Genomic DNA, 16,561 nt, shown 5'->3' with positions numbered 1-16,561 from the left:
CCCAATAAACACCCCCTTCAATCAGCAGGTGAGATTGAATTGCGTTAAATCAAGCGCCACCGAAGGTGGGCAGCCAGCCCACCCAGCTCAGTAACCAGGCGACGATATTCAGCACACCGAAAATCATCACCAACACAATCGGGAGCGTGGAACGCGGCATCCCGGCAAAACGCTGTTGTGCTTTCCATGCCAGCATTGCCGGGATAAAAACGGCCCAAAGCGTTGCAAACAGTCCTGCGAAGCCAATCGCGGCGACAAAGCCATGTGGCCAGAATAATGACGCCATCAACGGTGGCAGAAAGGTCAGGCAGGCAGTTTTCAGCCGTGCAGCAGGAGAATTGCCCCAGCCTAAACGATCGGCGATGAAGTCAAACAGACCGGCTGTAACGCCGAGAAAGGACGCAATCACAGCGAAATGCGAAAAGATCGACATCATCAATGACAGTGTGCTGACGTGCAGATGATTGCTCAGCGCCGCCATTAGCGCGGCGATATCGCCACCCTGCTGCACGATTGCAGGAAATGCCGCGCGCGGCAAATTGCCCATGGTGCTGGTAACCCAGAACAGATAGAGTGCCAGCGACATTAGGGTACCGAGCACCAGCGCTTGAGTGATATGCCGTTTATTGCCGCGGTAATAACTCACCAGCCCGGTGATATTGCCGTGATAACCAAAAGACGCCAGACAAAACGGCAATACCCCGAGAGCATAAGGCCAATAGCTTTCCCCAACTGGCGCCGCGCTGATCAACGAAGGTAAACTGACCTGCGTCAGCAAACCACCAAAGAGCAGGATCAACAGCAGGATTTTCGCCAGTACGCAGAAGGTCATTAAACGACTCACGCCAGTGGTACCGAGCCACACCACGGCGGCAACGCAGAGCGTTAGCGTGATTTTCGCACCGGCGGTGGAGAGCGGCAGCCCCGCCAGATTGAGCGAGTGCTGATAAACCGGACCGCTGGCGGAGATGTAGGCATAAGTCAGGATGCCCAGCACAAACAGAATACTGAGACCGTTAAGCGTTGCCCAACCGCGACCCAGTAGATCTTTGGTTAAGGTGTCATAACCCGAACCCTGCGGATAATGCAGGCTGGTGCGCATAAACAGCAAACCTGATAGCAACATCGCGCCCCACGTCACCAATAACAGCAGCAGCGCCCAACCAAACCATGCACCGGCCATCACAATTGGCAAGGTGAACATACCCGCACCCACCACCGTGCCGCAGATAATCATCGCGCCCCACCAAACAGAGGGTTGGCGACGGCTCAAGGTTAAATCCGTCATTTTGTAAAATCCCTGCAAACATCAAAGGCGGCGATATTACACGGAAAGCGGCGTGAGGGAGAGGCAACGGCAGCAGGTCGTGACGCGCTGAGTGTCAGCGTAGGGTGACAGCGTCATTCGTTAAGACGGGGGTTAGGATTGTTATTGATGAATTCATCAACAACATAGTTAGGTGAACAGAATCAGGAAAAATCTCTGAATGACAAACTTGCTGACACTAAAAATTGACACGGGCGCACTTGGTGCGCCCGTGTTTCCGTCATTGATAAAACGCAGGGCGTGGTGGCATGGTAATCGGCACAATCTCACCGTTGTTCTGCGCGGCAACACAAGCATCGGCAGCAACCGCCGCAGCATAGCCATCCCAGGCCGATGGGCCCGTCATGTTGTCAGACAACACATTGTTAATGAAATCCTGCAATTCCACATCATAGGCATCGATGAAGCGCTTTTTCCAGTCGGTCAGAATTCCCGTGGAGAGTTTAGCCGCGCTTCGCGTCTGAACGGACATCGGCTCAGGTAAGCTCGCAATCCCGGTCTTACCCACCACTTCACACTGGATATCATAGCCATAGGCACAGTTGACGAAAATTTCGACGTCAATACGCACACCTTTCGCCGTTTCCAGCAGCACTATCTGTGGGTCTTTCAGATGCGATGAGGCTTTACGGGTTTTACGCGGATAAATCACCTGAGCACTGACGTAATCGTCTTTCAGCAACCAGCGCAGAACATCCAGTTCATGGATCAGCGTATCGGTAATCGCCATGTCCGTGGTGTAGGCATCGCCGACTTCCGGGTTACGGTGTGCGCAGTGCAGCATCAAGGGTTCGCCAATGTCTCCGCTATCAATAACGCTTTTCAATGCACGATAGCCGCTATCGTAAGGGCGCATGAAGCCAACCTGCACGCGCTTTTTACCACTCGCGATCTCCGCCTCCACAATGTTCATACAACCCTGCGCCGTCACCGCCAGCGGCTTTTCACAAAATACCGCTTTCCCGGCTTTAATCGCTGCCAGCACAAATTCTTCATGTGTCGGGCCCCATGATGTCACCAGAACCGCCTGTACATCGGGAGCATTAATCAGGTCATGTGCATTGTCATAGATCTCGGCTTTGAGCGCGAGATCGGTCAGGATCTGCTCGCAGTTAGCACGGTTGATGTCATTCAGTGCAACCACGCGAGCGTTTTGCAGCACCTGACTGCAACGACGAATGTGTTCGCGCCCGATTGCGCCAGTGCCAATTACACCAATATTCAGCGTCATGGTTTGTTTCTTCGTTCTTCTGTACGAGTAAAATTAATGGTTCAGATAATCAATGCTGGTACGAATCTCACGCGCGATATCCGCTTCGCTCCACGCTTCCATCACTGACGAGAAGGGTTCAAACGCGTAAGTACCGGTGTAACCTCTCTCCTCCAGGCGCTGGACTTGTCGTTTCGATTGCAACATGTCATCAGCGCTGAGCATAATGCGTTCTTCATCAGTCAATTCTGCAGTTGGACGTGTATCCGTCACACCAGACAGGTGAACCAATCCGATGCGGTTAACGTCAACGCCACCGGCGAAGTCCTGTTCTGCGCCTTCATACAAATGATGATGGAAGGTATCGAGCACGATCTTGAATGGCACATCTGCCTGTTTGATCAACTGTTGTGCCAGTGCCGCCGAACGCAGCGAACTCTGTGGAAAGCCCAAAGGTTCCACCAGCCCTTCAATGCCGTATTCGGCGAACAGCGGCGCGAGCGTTTTTAAAGCGGCAACCGTTTGTTCACTGGAGACCACCGTTCCGTCATTGAGTGGGCACAGCACCAGCGCTTTCGCCCCGGTTTCACGTGCGTCTTTTAATAAACCCCGTGTTTTTTCCAATATCTCAGCGGATAACTGGTTAAAGGGATACACCGCATTGATTGTTTCGATGGTCAGCGCATGTTGATTTGCCAATTCACGAATTTTCTCGCCCCCTAAACCATCCGTCACACTTCCGCCCTTCATATCATTACGAATCTCGACCTTATTTATCCCTAAATCTTTCACCAAGGTGATAAACTGATTAACAGTTAAGTTCGGCGCAATTTTTCGATTAATACAAAAACGGTCACGGCTTATTTTCTGGCTCATGTTATTTCCTGAAATGATTATCAGCGCATTGTGTTTTGGTTATTCTGTTTTGCTGCAGTGTTTAGCGTGTTTTGATAGTAATTTATCTTCTGGATTTATACTGCGTCATCGTTGAGTGATTTACATCAAGCTCGCAAATCCATCCTAAGGCTTGCCGTCATACAGCGCGAAGAAGTAATGCTCGACCTGTTCCAGACTGCGCCCTCGCGTTTCCGGAATGGTGCGCAGCACAAACATCGAGCCACCAATACCGATGATCGCGAAGGTAAGGAATGCGCCTGCAAGACCAAAAGCAGCCAGCAATATTGGAAATGCCATTGAAATAGCAAAGTTGGCCATCCACAGGGCGAACACCGCGCCGCCCATGCAGATCCCACGCATGCGCGCCGGGAAGATCTCCGAAAGCAGCAGCCAGGTCACCGGGGAAAGTGCGCCTTGCTGGAAACACAGGAACATCAGCATGCCAGTCAATACCAGATAGGCACGCAGCAGATTGACCTCTCCGCCTGCCAGATATTCCGGCATGAAGAAGCACACGGCGGCAATAAAGAACAGGCAAGCCGTACAGCCCATCTGTCCCACCAGCACCAGCGGTCGACGACCGATTTTGCCTATCATCCAAATCCCGACCAGGGTCATCAACACGGAAATGACGCCGTTGGCAATGGTGGCAAACAGCGCGGCATCATTGCTCAGCCCCGTTGCTGTCAGCATGGTCGGCGCGTAGTACATAATGGTGTTCACGCCGGTCAACTGCTGGATGGCAGCGATACCAATACCTAACAGAAACACCTTACGTAGCCAGGGCGTACGCAGATCGCGCAGCCGACCTTTACCTTTCTGCCGGTTTTCTTCAATGGTCTCTTCAATCTCTTCTAACTCCCACTCAACATCGTCTGCTGCACGGGTCTTCTCCAACACATGCCTGGCTTCGCGGATATTGCCTCGCATCACAAGCCAGCGCGGGCTTTCTGGCATAAAAATCATGCCCAGCCACAACAGCACGGCGGGAACAGTCGAGAGTGCCAGCATCCAGCGCCAGGTATGTTCACCGCCCCAGATTTCATTGAAGGTTGCATTCGAGACATACGCCAGCAGTTGACCCGATACAATCATCAACTCCTGTAAGGTCACCAGTTGGCCGCGTTTATTGGCTGGCGCGATTTCAGCGATATACACCGGCACAGTCGCCGCAGCACCGCCCACGGCAATGCCGAGGAAAAGTCGTGACATAATCATCGACACAACATCCGGCGCAAAGGCTGAACCGACTGCGCCAAGGGCAAAAATAAACGCCAGAGTGATGATGATTTTGCGCCGGCCCATGGCATCGGCGAAATGTCCGGCCAGTAAAGCGCCGAATGCGGCTCCAAACAGTAACGAGCTGGTCACCAGGCCCGTGGTGAAGGGCGTTAATTGCAGGTCACTGCGCATAAATAACAGTGCACCCGATACCACCCCAGTATCGTAGCCAAATAATAATCCGCCGAGCGTTGCCACCAGCGCAATAATCTTCACAAAAGGCTCAGTTCGCGTCACGCTATTCGGGCCTGACGCGGTATTGGTCGAGATATACAGTTCTTTTTCCATAACCTCTCCTGGTAAAAACGCATTTGGAAATACAGCAGAACAAAACAGAAAATGACGCTATCGGTATTTTTATTTCATGTTAATTTTTATTTGAAATTCATTTTCCGAAATGTGATATCAAGCATTCTGGCTGGTTTATTTTGATGGTTAAACATCAAAAGGGAGCGTTAATTTAAAGAGTGAGAGGCGAAGATGGATTCGAATAACCCTGGATTGAGGTGGGCAATGTTTATTAATAGCGGCGTGTATGTATTTAAACATTCGAGAGAGGAAATAAGAAAAACCTTACGCCAATGGGTATTGGCGTAAGGTAAACGCGATCAGAATTGCCAGCGAACCCCGCCGTTATAGCGCCAGCCTTTCGTACCGTTACCGTCAATTTCCTGACGATAGTCGGCCTCGGCATACAATGAGAGATTCCCTTTTAGCGCGGCCGTACCACCGATGCCCACATCCCACATCTGTCCGAACTTCCCGCTGTCGAAACTGACACTGTCCGCGCCGCCGTTAATGCCCGCTCGCGTAGTGGCCGCCCCTCCCCAACCACGCGTATAGCTGGTGCGCAGATAAGGCGTATATTGCTGGCCGGCTGTATCTTGCCAGGTGCGATCCAAACGCACGCCCACGCGGCCAATGGTTTGATCGTAATTGCCCCAACTGACGCGTGTGTTATCCCGATCCACCAGATTATCCATGTTAAGTTGCAAGTACATTAACTGCGCCTGCGGTTCGAGACGTACGCCATTGCCCAACTGCCACGGATAGCCGGTTTCCAGTGACGCGCCCCAGCCATTGCCTTTCAGTTTGCCCACCTCTTTTTGCCGCGCAATATCGGTATCGCCACGATGCCAGTCGAATGACAGTGCCCCATCAACATAGAAGCCACTGTCACGCAGCCAGGTGCCGTACAGCGACAAGGTATCGCTATCGAAACTGGTCGAGCTGTAACCGTCCGCTGCATCAGGACGAATACGGGCATTACCGCGCGTATAGGCCACGCCTGCTCGCAAACTGTCGCTGGTGCCTTGCAGATGAATCAGATTGCCGCCCAGTTGCACCGCGCTGTAATCAAGATCAAAATCGTAGCCGTTTTGACTCAGGCTGCGATCCGTCTTGTAGGTGAGATTGGAACCCAGATAACGGATAAACATCTCACCGCCGTTGCCCGCGCTGCTGCCTGAATCCTGACGTAGCTCTCCCAGTCGCTTATGAAGATCGTCCATCACCGCCATGTTGTAGTAGGCCAGCCCGATGGGCGCAGAAATATAAGATGGCATCTGAGGCGTAAGTTGTGGGCGCACCGCATTACCTGCTGCATCGCTGACAAAGTTACTCGCGAGACGAAAATCCTGACCGGTTCCGTTAGAACCGCTGTAAAGACCATATTGATAAGGACCCGCGGCGACATAGCCCTTTGCCAGCGCGAAGCTGTTAGCACTGGCATTGCCGGTTACCTGCGCCAGTGCAATGCCCTGTTCAGGCGTCATCACCGCCAGACGGTTCCCCGTCGGGTTAACATCCAGCAGAGTGGTGCCGCTGGTATTGCCATTCACACGCACACTGTCACTAACGCCTGTATCAATTTGCGTATTAAGCTTCACGCGTCCGCCAGCTGAGTTGAGATCCCCATCGATGGTTAGCGTGTTGCCCGGAACACCATTGCCATTAGTCAGATCCAGCGTACCGGCATTATTCACTACCAGCGAACCGTCGGTGGCGCCACTCAGCAGTGGATTGACGCCGTCGCCCGCATACACCGTTGAGCCTTCGCCGATATTAATAGTGCTGTGCGCCAGTTTCAGGTTATCGGTCAACGTCCATTGAGTGTTATCGAAGTTGATGGTGCTCCAGCCACCGCCAAGGTTGGTGCCTTTGCTCAGGTCATCGGCGCTAAATGACCCGCCGCGCGCATTGATGTCATTAAAATAGAGCGTGCTGCCTGCGCCATTCTGCGTGGTGATGTGCCGGGTATTGGCCAGATCAACCTTCTCCACCAGCGCCTGGTTAGTGCCGCTCCCCATTGTCACGCTGCCATTAAGCGTGCCGCCGGACACCTGCACGATGTCGTTACCGGCCCCCGTATTCACATCCCCCACCACGCTGCCTGACATCAGTGCAATGCGGTCGTTGGTCGCGCCGCCCGCCACCACCTCAATATCCGGGAAGGTGGCGCTGATTTGCCCCTGGTTGATAAACAGTGTTTGCCCTCCGCGCAGATCAATCACCGGTGAGACTTTACTGTTTGAGACGATACTGCCCCGGTTAATCACTTCACTGGCGGTGTCAGTGACAATCGCCGATCCGCCACTAAAGTCATACACACCGATAAAGCCTTTGTTGATCACTCTGCCGGTCGTATTAGCGCGTACGCCGGTAGTATTGGCACCCGAAAGGAAAATGGTGTAATTGGGACCGAGGGTCAAATCGTTGTGGGTGACAGAACCATCTTCATTAGCAAACAGATAGCCGATGCCGGGCGCGTTGGTCAGGCTGTTGCTGCTGACGTTGATATAAACATGGTCGTCATAGCCGAACGACGTTGCCGAGCGAATGCCATTACCGCCATTGACGTCCAGTCGCACATAATTTAGTGCAATATTGCTGGTTTCAGCGCGGTTATTAATAAGATTACGGGCACCACTCAATTCCATATGATCGGCGATAAACCCTGCGGCACCGTTATCAATCACCACCGTGTCTGCGTCACCGCTGGACCAGATATTGCTGCTGTAACTGTTGTACTGTTCGCCTTGCCCATCACCAATAATGTTAAGCGAACCGCCATTGCCAACACGAATGGCAGCGGTCCCTTCGGAATAGATCTGTCCACTGTTTTGCCGATAAGTTGACGCTCCTGATGAGGCATCCAAAGCCACACCTTTATAAGCGGAAATCGAACCACTGTTGATCAGAAGGCCGCCATCCGTCAGTGCAACCGCGCGGCTGTTGTTGCCATTGACGGTGACGGTACCCTGGTTATTGATATAGCCGCCGTCGCCTGCACTCAGTAACGAGACGTTCTCCGCATCCGTCGTCAAATTGGAGCTGTTGCTAATGCTGCTAAAGCCTTCAAGCGCCTGATAACCGATTTGATTGGCAGCATGGAATGCAATTTGACTGCCTTCACCAATCACTACCGTTCCGCCATTGCCCGCCTGCGCACCCACCGCATGTTCACCGTACAGATTGATGGTGCCATTTTGGTAGAAATAAGCTGCGTCCCCAAAAGCTACGCCGCCCACGGAAGGCTGTGTCGCGCTGGCATTGCCGGCGGAGACATTGATCGTGCCGTTGTTGGTCGCACGAGCGCCAACCGAATAGGTATAACCCTCGGTGTAAAGCCCGCTACTGCCATTCGTGATCGACACAGTGCCATTGTTGGTGGCATTCCCGCCGAGCGAGCCAATCCCCACCGTGTTGCTGCCTTCCAGTGCGATATCACCGTTATTGATCAGCTGCCCAGAGCTACTGGCAATAAAACCAATCTGCCGATCCTGCGAGCCATAGATATTGGCATTGTTAGTCAGCAGCGTGTTGGTGTAAGGCAGCGTTGTGGAGTTGGTAATATTGCCATTGAGGTCGGTACGATTGCCTTGTACCTGTGCCACGATGCTATGTATGCCATTCATATTGACGGTGGTTGCAGCGTCAATCGTGCCCTGCGCAGCACCCTCAATACGCAACCCGATGCCATTTTCGCCGAGATTAAAGATGGCATTGCCAGTGGTGACCGTGGTGTTATCTCCACTGCCCAGGACGGCGGTGGAAAGGTTGCCGTTTGAAGTTAACGTCATGCCACTGCCATCAAAGCTCGCGCCATCCTGCACACGAAAGATGGATGCGTTATTTCCCGTTACGCCGTAGTGGCCATTCTCGGGCAGTAAAATTTTTGCGTTCGGCCCCATAGCGAGAAAGGTGATTTGATCGGCACCGCTATTACCCGTGGGTAGAGCCGCCTGCGACACATTCACCGTGGCATTGCCTTCCGCGCGTATCCCAATCGCGCCAACTCCGTTTAAGGTGATCGGTCCGGTGATCTCCGCCGAAGCGACGCCGCTATTGATACCCTTCACCCATACTGCGGTGTTACGTGTTCCTTCCGTGACATTTGCATTGCCAGCAATACTGATTGGGCCACTCGACCAGGCGTGCGAAAGAGCACCGTCATTCGCCGTCACCAACAGGCCGGTACCGTTATCGCCATTCAGGTTAATCACTCCGGCATTGCCCACCTGACCGCCGCTGCCAGAGTCCATCACCGCCAGTCCAGTGCCGCGACCATTGACATCAATGACGCCATTATTACGGGTGACGGCATCCGCGCCGCCCGTCACGCTCATCGCCGCGCCGCTTTGTACGCCCGAACCCATGATGATGTGGCCGTTGTTGACTGCGCTGTTGCGACCCAACTGAAGGATACCGGTGGCGCTATCCAGCATAATGTCAGACGTTGCATCACCGGGATGATTTTGCGGCGTACGGCCAAGATAGATTGTGCCGTTGTTAGTAAAGGTGCTCGCATCGCCGCTAAGCGTCACCGCTGTTGCACTGCCGTTGTCGCCGACCAGATTGATGGTGCCGTTATTCACCCCTTCGCTGTTATCCAGCACAACGGCTGATCCCGCGCTGTTGATAATGCCGTTGTTGATAAAGTGACTATCACTGGCATTCACCGCTAATCCGTTAATGCCGAGCGTGCTGGTATCAATGCCACTCCCATCGGCGTTATTAAAGAAACCACTATTAATCACACCGTTGTTGATGCCGCTGCTGCCGTTGGTTAATACCAGGGCATCATTATCGGTGATTCCGCTACCGGTACTCGCTAACTTGCCGTTAATGGTTGCGGTGGCACCATTGTCCGCGCGCATCGCTCCGCCGTTGGCATTCGCCACCTCAAGGGTTTTTCCTGCCTCAATAGTGGCACGCGCATTGGCACCGTCAGCGCTGAGCACCACGCGCTCGCCTATTGGCAGGAAAGCTTCATCGTCATCCGGGGTATTCACTCCCCACACCACCTGCCCGCTGCTGAGCGTCACTGCTTTATTAAATTCGTTGTTGTAATCAGCGGAACTAATTTGGCCATTCTGCAGTTGCTCAATCAGCCAGTCGTTGTAATTTTGCAGGTCGCTCAACGACGTCACGTTAAAGTCGGTGGTATCGCCATAGAGGCTGGTCACACTAAATGCGCCGTTATACGCCACCAGATTGTCCACATTCAGACCCCATCGCGACACGGCAGGAATCTGCGTCGCGGTAAATGTGATACGGTTATCCGAATCCCAGTTCATGTTGCCTTTGTTGCTGGCAGTGAATAAGCGGCTCTGCTTTGCCGCCATCTCCCAACCATTTGCCACCGTGCTGGCTCCCTCAGTGCCTAGTTGTACGTTGATAGTGCCATTACTCACTGAGGCAACACGCGCATCAATGTACTGCTGATTCTTCACCTCTTCGAAATCGGTGACCAGGGTGCTGCTATCGACCGGCGCGAGATTGCTTAACGCGGCAGTGTTGTAAGTCTGGAAATTGCTGTAAGAGCGGTGATCCTCATTAGGCACGGAGATCGTGAAATCCTGCACCCCCAAGCTCAACCTCTCTTTACCTAATAAGTTGTTATCTGTCACCAACCGGCCTTGATCCTGTAACTCGCCAATGGAGACCTGCAATTCGCCACTTTTACCCGGCGTAAATTGCGGCAACCCCGTTAGCGATTGTGTGCTGCCGTTGCACACGCAAAACACCCCCACTTTGTTGTCATTTTTCGCAGGGTCAAAGGGTTGAATAACGGCGGCATTGGTTTGCATCGCAGGAATCATAATGCCTTGTGCAGCCAGCAAACTGATAACCAGCGGTTTTAATTTAAATAACATCCTTTCCTCCAGAGAGAAAATAATATTTTTCGCGCGGCAAAAACTAATACCGCGCATGACGATTGGTTTAATAAACGTGAGAACAAGAATGGAGAGTGCATTATGTCGAGTTATCTCACCATTTCGTAAAGAAAACGTCTAGCTGGAGTTAAGGTAAACAGGAAGGCTTAAGTCAAATTAAGAATTAACCCCTGAAAATCAGCAGGTAACGCGGGGTGATTTAATGGATTCATCTTCATTTATATCAATGCATTAGTCTAAATTTAAAGTCCATTCATTACTGGGTTTATTGAGGCTTATATATTCTTATTATCGATATTCGCAGATAACAGAAAAAACGATTTCCCAGTGAAACAGATCCATTCTATTTTGAATATTAATGTTATGAAGATTAATAATCGCAGCGCTGTAGCGGGTCGGAAATAATTGACTCAAAATTGATATGCTGTCGATTCTCGAAGGCAGGAATCAAAGCGAGGATGTAAATTCTCGCCATCTTAAATTTGTGATCGTTCGCGCAACAAACCAACAAACATCCTTGTATGGTAGTCTAAAATTATAAACCTGCAGGATTTTGACTATGGCATCTTCCACTTTTACTCAGACCCAAACGGCACAGGGAAATCACACCTCACTCATTCGTCGTGTCGCCAGTGCTTCGGCGATTGGCACCGCGGCGGAATATTATGATTTCTTTGCCTATGGCACGGCTGCAGTGCTGTTTTTTGGCCACCTGTTCTTCCCCAGCCACGACCCTTTGATCAGCACCCTCGCCGCGTTTGCAACTTATGCCGTTGGCTTCCTCGCCCGGCCGATTGGCGGCATCGTTTTTGGCCATATTGGTGACAAAGTGGGACGTAAAAAAGCGCTGGTGGCCACCATCCTGATAGTGGGTCTCGGTACTTTTTGTATTGGCTTGCTGCCAACCTATGAAAAGATCGGCATCTGGGCACCGGTGTTGTTGATCGCTATTCGCCTGATGCAAGGTTTTGGCGTGGGCGGCGAACAAGCTGGCGCGGTCCTGATGACCGCAGAATATTCGCAAGCATCACGTCGTGGTTTTTTTGCCAGCTGGGTACAAATCGGTGCGCCGGTTGGGTTCCTGCTGCCGCTGGCACTGTTCGCAATTCTTAATGCCTCCCTGAGCGCGGAACAAATGATGGATTGGGGTTGGCGCGTGCCCTTCTTACTGAGCGCAGTGCTGGTCATCGTAGGATTGTTTATTCGTTTGCGCATCGATGAATCGCCAGTGTTCGCCGCCATTCGCGAAACCAAGGCCGCCGAATCGCGTCCGTTAAAAGAAGTGATTCGCGGTAATCCGAAATTAGTCATCAATGGTGTGGCGGCTAAATTAATTGAAGCTTGCGCCTTTGCCCTCTTCACGGTGATTATCCTGGCGTGGGGCAAAGCCAACAATCTCGACGCCGGCATACTGATGAACAGCATGATTGTGGCTGTGATACTCGAGGTATTTGCCATTCCGCTGATGGGGGCGTTATCCGATAAGATCGGTCGCAAACCGGTATACATGATGGGTGCACTGCTGATTGTGATTTCCATCGTGCCGTTCTTTTATGCCCTGTCCCAAAACAGCTACTGGCTAACGCAAATTGCGATGATTGTCGCGCTGACGCTGGGCCACAGTATGTGCTACGCCCCACAGGCTTCCTGGTTCCCGGAACTGTTCCCGACGCATATTCGCTGCAGCGGCATTGCAGTGATTTGGCAGGTGGGATCGTTAATTGGCAGTGGCGTGCTTGGCTTAGTCGCGGTGAAAATCCTGCAGGCCACCGATGGGCACTGGTATGGCCTGGCGCTGTATGTTGCAGTACTGGGGGTGATTTCCGTTGTAGGCCTGCTGCGATTGCCTGAAACGGCTCCAGGCCGACGTGATGGCGAATATCATACCTGGGAACAACATTAATTAACGATGGGCGCACTAAGGTGCGCCCATATGCTTTATTCAGTTATGCAATGCCATTTAAAGCATTTGCCAGACCCCCTTCTTGCAATAGCATGACTTTTCTCTTCTTTATCCTCACAGCTGAATCGCTAGCCCATGCGCAAACTGTATCAACGTTGCCTCTCGTTAAATGATTTCGAGAAATATGCCCAAAAGCGTCTGCCCCATCCGCTGTTCGCTTGTGTCCGGTGGTGTTGAGGACAACATTGCGCTCCATCACATTCAGCAATCCTATGCTCATTACGGCCTGATACCTGAAAACATGGTCGATGTGTCGCAACGTAATACTGAGGTAGATCTGTTTGGGCATCGCTATGCGGCGCCTGTGGGTATTGCGCCGATGGGCATCTCTGCCATCACCGGTTTTCAGGGCGATATTGCTTTAGCGCGGGCAGCGGCGAGCAAGAACGTGCCCTTTATTATGAGCGGTTCCTCGTTGATTCCACTGGAGGACGTGGCTGCGGCTAATCCGGCGATGTGGTTCCAGGCCTATTTGCCAAAGACGCTGGAAGAGATTGATGCGTTGGTGGATCGCGTCAAGCGAGCGCGCATATCCGTACTGGTCGTGACGGTGGATACGCCGGTCAAAGCTAACCGGGAAAACAACGTGCGCGCCGGATTTTCCACGCCATTCCGCCCCAGTCTGGCCTTGGCGTGGCAAGGCGTCACCCATCCCCGCTGGCTTTACGGCATACTGTTGAAAACCTTACTGACCTCGGGCATACCTTATTTCGAGAACAACAACGCAGTGCGTGGCGCACCGCTGTTTTCCAAAAATGCCGTGCGTGACTTCAGTGGGCGCAGCCATCTCACCTGGCAGCATATCGAACATATTCGTCAGCGCTGGACGGGCGTGATGGTTATTAAAGGAATTCTGAGTCGAAATGATGCATTGCGCTGTAGATCCATTGGCATCGACGGCATTGTGGTCTCGAATCACGGCGGTCGTCAGTTGGATACGGTGATCCCGCCGATTTGTGTCCTGCCCGAGATTGTCACCGTTGCGGGAAATATGACGGTGATGATGGACAGCGGCATCCGACGTGGCACCGACGCCATCAAAGCATTGGCGCTGGGGGCAAGGGCCTGCTTTGTTGGCAGGCCTTTTAACTATGCAAGTGCAGTAGGCGGAACATCGGGGGTTGAGTGGGCCATTGACCTTATCACTAATGAAGTCAGTCGCGATCTGGGCATGCTGGGTGCACCCTCGCTCGCTGACCTCAGTGAAAAGCATTTACGCCTGATAAAGTGACAGTGTCATGCCATGCAGCTCGTCGACGAAATGTGGTCCCCGCTTTGGTTCCATGGGGCTCGCCTGTCACATCTAACGTTCTGCGGCTAAGGTTTACGCGGCAGTGAAACGCACAACAATCCAAACACAATCAATACAACACCGGCAAAACTGCTCCAGCGGAAGGCTTCACCGAACATTGGCAACGAAATAGCTGCCAGCCACACCAGCACATAACTCAGGCTCAGCAACGGATAGAGGCGGTTAAGCTGCATATGACGTAGCGCCAGCATCCAGCACAGCATCGATAATGCGTACGCACCAAGTCCCAGACCGAGCAGGAGCAGCGGCTGCAGATGCTGCCAGAATTGCGGGCTAAGGATTGCAGTCAATGGCGGGAAATGTAGCATCGCGGCACGCAGGACCAATTGCGCCAGCGACACCAGCAGCACGCTACACAGTGCGAGGATCACCCCTTTCATAGGTGGCTCCCCATCAGCGCGACCCCGGCAACAATCGCCAGCGTACCGAACCATTGTTGCAAGGTGTATGTCTCACGCCAGATCAACTTAGCTGCTATGGCCACCAACACGAAGTTGAGACTCAGCATCGGATAGGCCACGCTGACCGGCACCACACGCAATACCAGCAGCCATAGCAACATCGCCACGCCGAGCAAAAAGAGGCTCAGCGCAATCCACAAGATGAGCTGCTTCTTGCCGTGGCGCATCCCCAGATACGCCGCCTGCTTTTGACAAAGCTGGGCGGCGCAGCTCAACAAACTGACCAGAAGAATAAGCAACAGGTTCATGGTGTCGCGTTATAACCGTAATAGACCAGTCGACCTTGACGATAAACGTCATCCGGCGTTGGCATTGCAGGGTCAGGCCCGTTCTCGCCCGAGTTGAGCATCATCACCACGGACACTTTGCCATGGCGACGATGTTCACGCAGCCAGTCAGCAAATGCTGCGCCATCAACATAGCGCGTTTTCGCATCGGGATAGCTAAGACCGTATTGCAGTTCGCCTTTGGCATCATAGAAAGTGATATCACTGCGCTCAGTTTCCCATGCCACCGCAGCCGCGATGCCAGGATTGTCAGCCAGCAGATAACGGCTGTCTGCCAGTTGATGATGCACAGCCTGTACAAAACTCTGCGGCTGTTTGGAGTCACGAACCTTCTGCGGTATCGCGAAGCCGATCAGTAGCGCCAGCGTTAACGGACAAAGCGCCGCCAGTTGCCAACGGCAGGCACCCGGTTTGAGACTGAACCACCCCATAATGCCCCAGCCGGCAAAGGCCAGTACGCCACAGATTAACGGCAGTATTTCATCATGGGTATAAACGGGCTTATGCGCCAATCCCCATGGCGCAACCACCACCAACAGGACTAAGGTGGTTATGGCGCCAAACAGCAGGTTTATCCAGCCATTAACTTTAAACACCTTCACTAATTGTGCAGAACCACTGTGGGCGTAATGCGCCATCAACAGTGCTAAAGGTGCAAAGCACGGCAGAATGTAGGTCGGCAGTTTGCCTTTAGCGATGCTAAAGAACAGCAGTGGCAAGATCACCCAACTTAACAGGTAAACGGCTCCCGCATGTTGACGACGCTGGCGCCATGCGCCCATCAGTGAGCCCGGCAGCAGCGCCAGCCACGGCAGGCATCCCGCCAGCAACACCGGCAGGTAATACCAGAAGGGGGCTTTGTGCTGTGCATCTTTCTCTGCAAAGCGCTGAATATGCTCAACCCAGAAGAAGTAATGCCAGAAATCCCCTTCCTGGCGATAAATGGCCAGCGCCCACGGCGCACTGAGCAGTGCGGCAACGATGATCGTCAAAGGTCCCCAGCGTAATAGCTCGCCGAAGCGTTTTTGCCAAATCGCCCAGGGCACTATCGCCAATACCGGCACCGCCAGCGCAAGGAAGCCCTTGGTCATAAAGCCCATCGCGCAGGCTGCGCCCAGCAGCACATAACCGCAGAGACGCTGTTGCGTAGTAGAAGCTTGCGCCACCAGCCAATAGCTGCACATCGCGGCAACCATCCACAACAGCAGAATAGGATCCAGCACCGCGTAAGTGCCAATGCCATACACCAGAAGCGAAGTGAGAAAAATGATGCTGCCGGTCAGTGCGATTTTCCGGCTGGCAAACATCTGATGGCCCAGCCAATAAATCAGCACTGCACTGAGCGTGGTGCAAAAAATCGAACCGGCGCGTACACCGAAGTTGGTATGGCCAAACAAGAGCTGGCCGATATTGTTGACCCAATAACCCGCTATGGGCTTTTCGAAATAACGCAAATCAAAGAAGTGCGGTACCACCCAATTGCCATTAACCAGCATTTCACGGCTGATTTCAGCGTAGCGGGTTTCATCCGGCTGCCATAAGGCGCGGAATTCGATCGGGATAAGATAATAAAGCGCGAAAAGCGCCAGGAGCAGCGCCGTTTTGGTGCCTGTACGCATCCGTGGTTCCTATAAAGTTTCCTGT

At 52.8% G+C, this 16,561-nt stretch carries 10 protein-coding genes; 2 read left to right on the top strand and 8 right to left on the bottom strand.

Annotated features, from left to right (window positions below; translation table 11 throughout):
• Positions 1-49: 49 nt before the first annotated feature.
• The 5 genes from JK231_RS14975 to JK231_RS14955 form a co-directional block, all read right to left on the bottom strand.
• Entirely contained in the window at positions 50-1,288 is a 1,239-nt protein-coding gene (locus tag JK231_RS14975; protein WP_211728930.1) for an aromatic amino acid transporter, read from the bottom strand.
• A gap of 259 nt (positions 1,289-1,547) precedes the next feature.
• Positions 1,548-2,558, bottom strand: a complete 1,011-nt coding sequence (locus JK231_RS14970; RefSeq protein WP_211728929.1) for a Gfo/Idh/MocA family oxidoreductase — start codon at positions 2,556-2,558, stop codon at positions 1,548-1,550.
• 33 nt (positions 2,559-2,591) lie between these two features.
• Positions 2,592-3,413, bottom strand: a complete 822-nt coding sequence (locus JK231_RS14965; protein WP_211728928.1) for a TIM barrel protein — start codon at positions 3,411-3,413, stop codon at positions 2,592-2,594.
• 144 nt (positions 3,414-3,557) lie between these two features.
• Positions 3,558-5,003, bottom strand: a complete 1,446-nt coding sequence (locus JK231_RS14960; protein WP_097117911.1) for a sugar porter family MFS transporter — start codon at positions 5,001-5,003, stop codon at positions 3,558-3,560.
• Between the two features lie 320 nt (positions 5,004-5,323).
• Positions 5,324-10,873 (bottom strand): autotransporter outer membrane beta-barrel domain-containing protein, encoded by a 5,550-nt coding sequence (locus JK231_RS14955; protein WP_211728927.1) that lies wholly within the window; start codon positions 10,871-10,873, stop codon positions 5,324-5,326.
• A gap of 580 nt (positions 10,874-11,453) precedes the next feature.
• Between JK231_RS14955 and JK231_RS14950 the strand changes: the two genes are divergently transcribed.
• Both JK231_RS14950 and JK231_RS14945 read left to right on the top strand, forming a co-directional pair.
• Positions 11,454-12,797, top strand: a complete 1,344-nt coding sequence (locus JK231_RS14950; RefSeq protein WP_211728926.1) for an MFS transporter — start codon at positions 11,454-11,456, stop codon at positions 12,795-12,797.
• A gap of 184 nt (positions 12,798-12,981) precedes the next feature.
• The gene (locus tag JK231_RS14945; protein WP_249221723.1) at positions 12,982-14,088 is read left to right on the top strand and encodes an alpha-hydroxy acid oxidase; all 1,107 of its coding nucleotides are present in this window, start codon (positions 12,982-12,984) and stop codon (positions 14,086-14,088) included.
• 86 nt (positions 14,089-14,174) lie between these two features.
• On the opposite strand, the gene arnF is transcribed toward JK231_RS14945, so the two are convergent.
• Genes arnF through arnT form a run of 3 tightly spaced genes read right to left on the bottom strand, consistent with a single transcriptional unit; the run spans position 14,175 to position 16,536 of the window.
• Complete coding sequence (arnF, locus tag JK231_RS14940; protein WP_097117907.1) at positions 14,175-14,549, bottom strand: 4-amino-4-deoxy-L-arabinose-phosphoundecaprenol flippase subunit ArnF; 375 nt, start codon at positions 14,547-14,549, stop codon at positions 14,175-14,177.
• Positions 14,546-14,878 (bottom strand): 4-amino-4-deoxy-L-arabinose-phosphoundecaprenol flippase subunit ArnE, encoded by a 333-nt coding sequence (arnE, locus tag JK231_RS14935; protein ID WP_034829847.1) that lies wholly within the window; start codon positions 14,876-14,878, stop codon positions 14,546-14,548. Before arnE ends, arnF begins: the two co-directional genes overlap by 4 nt.
• A complete protein-coding gene (arnT, locus tag JK231_RS14930) occupies positions 14,875-16,536 on the bottom strand; it encodes a lipid IV(A) 4-amino-4-deoxy-L-arabinosyltransferase (RefSeq protein ID WP_160833839.1) in 1,662 nt (553 codons plus the stop codon). The genes arnE and arnT overlap by 4 nt, the downstream gene beginning before the upstream one ends.
• Positions 16,537-16,561: the final 25 nt, after the last annotated feature.

This window comes from Pantoea sp. JGM49, from assembly GCF_018257655.1.
Classification (GTDB): Bacteria; Pseudomonadota; Gammaproteobacteria; order Enterobacterales; family Enterobacteriaceae; genus Pantoea; species Pantoea communis.
The sequence above is the reverse complement of the archived record's forward strand: the minus strand, read 5'-3'. Positions and strand labels throughout refer to the sequence as shown.

Excerpts from the sequence above, each read along its gene's own strand:
- JK231_RS14960 (WP_097117911.1), bottom strand. The coding sequence starts at position 5,003 with ATGGAAAAAGAACTGTATATCTCGACCAATACCGCGTCAGGCCCGAAT.
- arnF (WP_097117907.1), bottom strand. The coding sequence starts at position 14,549 with ATGAAAGGGGTGATCCTCGCACTGTGTAGCGTGCTGCTGGTGTCGCTG.
- JK231_RS14955 (WP_211728927.1), bottom strand. The coding sequence starts at position 10,873 with ATGTTATTTAAATTAAAACCGCTGGTTATCAGTTTGCTGGCTGCACAA.
- JK231_RS14970 (WP_211728929.1), bottom strand. The coding sequence starts at position 2,558 with ATGACGCTGAATATTGGTGTAATTGGCACTGGCGCAATCGGGCGCGAA.
- arnE (WP_034829847.1), bottom strand. The coding sequence starts at position 14,878 with ATGAACCTGTTGCTTATTCTTCTGGTCAGTTTGTTGAGCTGCGCCGCC.
- JK231_RS14965 (WP_211728928.1), bottom strand. The coding sequence starts at position 3,413 with ATGAGCCAGAAAATAAGCCGTGACCGTTTTTGTATTAATCGAAAAATT.
- JK231_RS14950 (WP_211728926.1), top strand. The coding sequence starts at position 11,454 with ATGGCATCTTCCACTTTTACTCAGACCCAAACGGCACAGGGAAATCAC.
- arnT (WP_160833839.1), bottom strand. The coding sequence starts at position 16,536 with ATGCGTACAGGCACCAAAACGGCGCTGCTCCTGGCGCTTTTCGCGCTT.
- JK231_RS14945 (WP_249221723.1), top strand. The coding sequence starts at position 12,982 with ATGCCCAAAAGCGTCTGCCCCATCCGCTGTTCGCTTGTGTCCGGTGGT.
- JK231_RS14975 (WP_211728930.1), bottom strand. The coding sequence starts at position 1,288 with ATGACGGATTTAACCTTGAGCCGTCGCCAACCCTCTGTTTGGTGGGGC.